The sequence below is a fragment of the Dietzia sp. SLG310A2-38A2 genome (genome assembly GCF_014145095.1).
GTDB lineage: Bacteria > Actinomycetota > Actinomycetes > Mycobacteriales > Mycobacteriaceae > Dietzia.
Genome location: NZ_JAALDX010000175.1, coordinates 1 through 5,156, shown reverse-complemented (window position 1 = coordinate 5,156; position 5,156 = coordinate 1). Strand labels below are relative to the sequence as shown.

The 5,156-nt window shown below is 69.8% G+C and carries 6 protein-coding genes, 1 pseudogene and 1 riboswitch; of the genes and pseudogenes, 5 read left to right on the top strand and 2 right to left on the bottom strand.

Annotated features, from left to right (window positions below; translation table 11 throughout):
* A pseudogene (thiG, locus tag G6027_RS06965) lies at positions 1–119 on the top strand (thiazole synthase); the annotation flags it as partial.
* Positions 120–129: 10 nt separating this feature from the next.
* Here thiG and G6027_RS06960 read toward each other — a convergent pair.
* Entirely contained in the window at positions 130–780 is a 651-nt protein-coding gene (locus G6027_RS06960) for a DUF1707 domain-containing protein (protein ID WP_182636537.1), read from the bottom strand.
* 86 nt (positions 781–866) lie between these two features.
* Here G6027_RS06960 and G6027_RS06955 point away from each other — a divergent pair, with 86 nt between their 5' ends.
* On the top strand, positions 867–1,781 hold the full coding sequence (locus G6027_RS06955) for an ATP-binding cassette domain-containing protein (protein ID WP_182636536.1): 915 nt from the start codon (positions 867–869) through the stop codon (positions 1,779–1,781).
* Positions 1,778–2,542 (top strand): ABC transporter permease, encoded by a 765-nt coding sequence (locus G6027_RS06950; RefSeq protein ID WP_182636535.1) that lies wholly within the window; start codon positions 1,778–1,780, stop codon positions 2,540–2,542. The genes G6027_RS06955 and G6027_RS06950 overlap by 4 nt, the downstream gene beginning before the upstream one ends.
* A gap of 107 nt (positions 2,543–2,649) precedes the next feature.
* On the opposite strand, the gene thiC is transcribed toward G6027_RS06950, so the two are convergent.
* The gene (thiC, locus tag G6027_RS06945) at positions 2,650–4,353 is read right to left on the bottom strand and encodes a phosphomethylpyrimidine synthase ThiC (protein ID WP_187702682.1); all 1,704 of its coding nucleotides are present in this window, start codon (positions 4,351–4,353) and stop codon (positions 2,650–2,652) included.
* A riboswitch (TPP riboswitch) is annotated at positions 4,349–4,463 on the bottom strand. Its footprint overlaps the gene before it by 5 nt.
* Positions 4,464–4,536: 73 nt before the next feature.
* Here thiC and G6027_RS06940 point away from each other — a divergent pair.
* Together G6027_RS06940 and G6027_RS19460 are read left to right on the top strand one after the other, a co-directional pair.
* Positions 4,537–4,833 carry a GNAT family N-acetyltransferase gene (locus G6027_RS06940; RefSeq protein WP_182636534.1) on the top strand — a complete coding sequence of 99 codons (297 nt, stop codon included), beginning with the start codon at positions 4,537–4,539 and terminating at the stop codon, positions 4,831–4,833.
* Positions 4,834–4,838: 5 nt separating this feature from the next.
* On the top strand, positions 4,839–5,156 hold a 318-nt coding region (locus G6027_RS19460), incomplete at its 3' end, for a crosslink repair DNA glycosylase YcaQ family protein (RefSeq protein WP_206682476.1).

The following is a 5,156-nucleotide window of genomic DNA, read 5'->3' as shown; positions in this document are numbered from 1 at the left end:
TCCCGCCGCTGATGGCGGCCGCGATGCGGGAGGCCGTCCGCGCCGGTCACGCCGCCCGTGTCGCCGGGCGCATCCCCAAGCGGTTCTGGGCGCAGGCATCCAGCCCGCCGGTGGACTGACCCCGTAGTGCTACTGCGGGCGGGGAACCCGCCGGACCTCGACGCCGCCCATCAGTGCGAGTCCTGTGACCCGGACGACCGGCGCGCCCGGGGGAGCCTGACGGACCGGCCGGGGGTCGGGCTTCCACCTGCCCGCCTCCTCGCCGAATCCGCCCATCAGACCGAGGCCCTCGACCACGACGTGGACGTCGTCCGGCACATAGATCTCTATGCCACCCATGATCGCGAACGCGCGGATCGTGGTCTCGTGCGCCTGCAGGGCGGCCTCCCGCAGATCGAGTTCGACCCCGCCCATCATGGCGAACGCGGTGTGCTCTGCCGGAACCGTCCACGTGCCCCTGCGCTCGCAACCGCCCATGAACGCCAGGGACGTCGACGGACCGTTCCCGCCGGTGACCCTGCGTGCGGGTGCCGCGTCGTGGTGCACCGCGGGCCCGGCCCCGTCGTCGCGGCGGGTGGGGGACAGGTCGCGGGTGAGCTCGGCCAGGTCGGATTGGAAGAGGGCCCCGTACGCCTTGGTGGTCCGCTCGTCGAACTCGGCGAGGGTCAGGCGCCCTTCCGAGTAGGACTGCTGGAGGAACCGCGCCGTCGCCTCACGCTCGTGGTCCGAGGCGCGGATCGACGGGAGTTCGGGGCCGGGATCAGGGCGGGCGTCATCCATGAGACGAGGGTAGGCCCTGACACCCCTGTACGGGAGCTGAGTGGGTGGAGCCCGCTTCCCGTGCGCTGGCAGGCACACTGGAGATCATGATCGAGGTACGCAATCTCACCAAACGCTTCGGCGCCGCTACGGCGGTCGAGGACCTCAGCTTCGTGGTACGGCCGGGCGTCGTCACCGGCTTCCTCGGCCCGAACGGGGCCGGCAAGTCCACCACCATGCGGATGATCGTCGGCCTGGACACCCCCACCTCGGGTGAGGCGCTGATCAACGGCCGGCGCTACCGGGAACTCGAGCGCCCCACCCACACCGTCGGGTGCCTGCTCGACGCGTCCTGGACCCACGCCAACCGGTCCGCGGGCGCACACCTGAAGATGATCGCCGCCGCGGGCGGACTGCCCGCCACCCGCGTCGACGAGGTGCTGTCGCTGGTCGGCTTGACAGACGTCGCAGGCCGCAAGGTGGGCGGGTACTCGCTGGGGATGCGCCAGCGGCTCGGCCTGGCCACCGCCATGCTCGGTGACCCCGAGGTGCTGCTGTTCGACGAACCGGTCAACGGTCTCGACCCCGAGGGCATCCTCTGGATCCGCCGCTTCATGCACGCCCGCGCCGCCGAGGGCCGGACGGTGCTCGTGTCGAGCCACCTGCTGTCGGAGATGGCACAGACGGCCCAGGACCTCGTCGTCATCGGTCGGGGGGTGCTCCGCGCCCAGACGTCCGTCGAGGAGTTCCTCTCCGCCGCCACGTCCTCCGTCCTGCTCCGGACGCCGCACGTCGACGAGTTCACCGCCGCCGCCCGGGAGGAGGGGATCACCGCCACCTTCGACCCCGAGGCCGGCGTGTTCCTCGTCGAGGGGCTACCCGCCCCCCAGGTCGGAGACCTCGCCGCGAGCCTGGGGATCACCGTCCACGAACTGCACGAGAAGCGGGCGTCGCTCGAGGAGGCCTTCATGGCGCTCACCGACCAGGACGTCGAGTACCACGGTCAGGAGACCACCCGATGAACCTGCTGAAATCCGAGTGGATCAAGGTCACCACCACCAAGAGCGCCTACTGGCTGTACGGGCTCGGCCTCGTGCTCGCCCTCGGTCTGGCCGTGATCATCGGCCAGTTCGAGCAGTCCTCGGCCGGCGACCCGATCGCGGGCGCTCCCGGCGGTGGCAGCGACCCGCTGTTCGCCATCCTGGGGGTCAGCGTCTTCACCGTGATCCTCGCGTGGATCGCGGCGATCGTCGCCGTGACCGGGGAATACCGGTTCCACACGAACAAGGCCACCTTCCTCGCGGTGCCGTCCCGGTGGCCGGCCGTGGTGGCGAAGACTGTGCTGTTCACCGTGATGTCGATGGTCGTTACCGCCGTCGGGGTGGTGATCTCGCTGCTGGTGGCGGGGGCCCTGTCCGGACTGGACTCCTGGACCCCGTTCTCGGGCGACGGACTGACGTACCTCGTGCGGTTCCCCGTCTACGCGGCGTTGGGCACCCTCGCCGTGATGGGTCTGGCGTACATCATGCGCAACGCGGCCGGCACCATCTCGCTGTTCCTGGTGTGGACGCTGGCTCTGGAGGGCATGGTCTCCCTGATCCCACGGGTGGGGCAGGACATCGCCGGTTGGATGCCGTTCGCCAACGGCGACTTCTGGACCCAGGGAGAGACCGCGCGCGGGTTCATCACGTGGGGCGAGTGGCCCGCGTTCGCGTGGTTCGCCGCGGTCTGCGTGGCGCTCTGGGTCGCGGGTCTGGTGATCACCCTCCGCCGGGACGCCTGAGACGCGTCGAGACGGCCCGGGAGTGCACGCACTCCCGGGCCGTCTGTCGTCCGCACGCCGGGACGTCGCCGGCGGTGGCGCCACCTCGCCGACGGCGGATCAGCCGGTCACTGCTGACTGATCGGTAGGTAGACGCGGGATCCCTGCTCGGCGAACTCCACCGACTTTTCCGCCATCCCCGCCTCGATCGCCTCGACCGTCTCCATCCCGTGCTCCGCGGCGTAGTCCCGGATGTCCTGGGAGATCCGCATCGAGCAGAACTTGGGACCGCACATCGAGCAGAAGTGGGCGGTCTTGGCCGGCTCGGCGGGCAGCGTCGCATCGTGGTAGGCCAGCGCCGTGTCCGGGTCGAGGGCCAGGGCGAACTGGTCCATCCACCGGAACTCGAATCTCGCGGTACTCAGCGCGTCGTCCCTCGCCTGCGCGCCCGGATGGCCCTTGGCCAGGTCCGCCGCGTGCGCGGCGATCTTGTAGGTGATCACGCCGGTCTTGACGTCGTCGCGATCAGGCAGACCCAGGTGCTCCTTGGGGGTGACGTAGCAGAGCATCGCGGTGCCCGCCTCGGCGATCCGCGCGGCCCCGATGGCGGAGGTGATGTGGTCATAGCCGGGCGCGATGTCCGTGGCCAGCGGCCCCAGCGTGTAGAACGGCGCCTCCTCGCACCACTCCTCCTCCAGGCGCACGTTCTCCACGATCATGTGCATAGGCACGTGCCCGGGGCCCTCGATCATCACCTGGACCCCGTGGCGCTTGGCGATCCCGGTGAGCTCTCCCAGCGTGCGGAGCTCGGCGAACTGCGCCTCGTCGTTGGCGTCGGCGATCGATCCCGGCCGGAGGCCGTCCCCGAGGGAGAACGTCACGTCGTAGCGCGCGAGGATCTCGCAGAGCTCGGTGAAGTGGGTGTAGAGGAACGACTCGCGGTGGTGCGCCAGGCACCACGCGGCCATGATCGATCCCCCTCGCGAGACGATCCCCGTGACGCGCTTGGCGGCGAGCGGGACGTACCGCAGGAGCACGCCCGCGTGGACGGTCATGTAGTCCACGCCCTGCTCGCACTGCTCGATGACGGTGTCGCGGTAGAGCTCCCAGGTCAGCGCGGTCGGATCGCCGCCCACCTTCTCCAGTGCCTGATAGATCGGCACGGTCCCCACGGGGACGGGTGAGTTCCGCATGATCCACTCGCGGGTCTCGTGGATGTCCCGCCCGGTGGACAGGTCCATGATGGTGTCCGCGCCCCACCGGGAGGCCCACACCATCTTCTCGACCTCCTCCGCGATCGAGCTGGTGACCGCGGAATTGCCGATGTTGGCGTTGATCTTGGTCAGGAAGCGCTTGCCGATGATCATCGGCTCGCTCTCCGGGTGGCGGTGATTGGCCGGGATGACGGCGCGGCCGGCCGCCACCTCGGTCCGCACCACCTCCACGTCGATCCCCTCCCGCGCGGCGATGAAGCGCATCTCCGGGGTGATGTGGCCCGCGCGGGCCCAGGCCAACTGGGTCCGTACCGGCGTGGGGTCCTCCGATGAGGCGGGCACGGCCTCCGGGTGGGTCCAGCCCTCGCGAGTGGGCGGCAGCCCGGAGGCGAGGTCGTGGCACTCCCCGGCGTCGGCGTACCCGGTGTACGGACCGGAGGTGTCGTAGACGTCGAACGTCGTGTCGTTGGTCAGTGAGATCCGACGGACGGGCACCCGCAGCGTGCTGCCCTCCGCGGGGACCTCGAGGTAGGACTTGTTGCTGGAATGGATGGGGCCGCAGGTCACGGCCTCGATCGAGGTGGTGTCTGCGCTGGTGGTGGACGTGTTTCTGCCCATGATGTTCACTGCTCCCTACGCCGGCATGACCCGGACAGGTTCTACGGTCGACGACCCGGCTGGCCGTCCTCTCAGCCCGCGCTCCGAAGCGGACTCCCGTGTGGACGAGTATGAAATTGTGCCGGGCGAGCGTACCCCGGCGAGTAGCATCACGTGTGGAACACACCCTGCCGAAGGAGCCCCATGTCCCGAGTAGAGTCACTGGTGTTGGTCCACAACACCGATAGAGACCGGTTCGAACTGTGGGACGGCGAGACGTTCATGGGCCTGTTGGGGTACGAGAAGGACGGCGAGGTCTACATCCTTCTCCACACCGTCATCGAGGAGCACTTCGGTCAACAGGGCATCGCTCGCCTGCTGGTCAGTCTGGTCCTCACCCGGATGCGCTTGGACGGGAACAAGATCCGGCCGGTGTGCAGCTATGTCCGCCGCTTCCTCATCCGCTTCCCCGAGTACCAACTCCTCGTCGCCCCCCGCTGACCTCGGTGAGGGAGGCGTCCGGGCCCACCCCGGTCACCCGCCGCGATCTGGCCCGCCTCCGGCTGGTCTCCCAGCGGCTCGTGGGGGAACGCTGCTCCTCGCCCGCCGAGGCAGTGCGGTGGATGGCGTGCATGCAGGGGCAGGACCTGCCCGGGGTACTCGAATCGGTCGCCCTGCGCTCCCTCGGCCCGGACGGCGGGCCCGCCAGGATCGCCGATGTGCGCGCGGCCCTCGCCGACGGGTCCGTGGTCCGCTCGTGGCCCATGCGCGGCACCCTCCACCTCGTGCCCGGCGAGGACCTCGGGTGGATGGTCGGGGTGGCC

Excerpts from the sequence above, each read along its gene's own strand:
- thiC (WP_187702682.1), bottom strand. The coding sequence starts at position 4,353 with ATGGGCAGAAACACGTCCACCACCAGCGCAGACACCACCTCGATCGAG.
- G6027_RS06950 (WP_182636535.1), top strand. The coding sequence starts at position 1,778 with ATGAACCTGCTGAAATCCGAGTGGATCAAGGTCACCACCACCAAGAGC.
- G6027_RS06940 (WP_182636534.1), top strand. The coding sequence starts at position 4,537 with ATGTCCCGAGTAGAGTCACTGGTGTTGGTCCACAACACCGATAGAGAC.
- G6027_RS06960 (WP_182636537.1), bottom strand. The coding sequence starts at position 780 with ATGGATGACGCCCGCCCTGATCCCGGCCCCGAACTCCCGTCGATCCGC.
- G6027_RS06955 (WP_182636536.1), top strand. The coding sequence starts at position 867 with ATGATCGAGGTACGCAATCTCACCAAACGCTTCGGCGCCGCTACGGCG.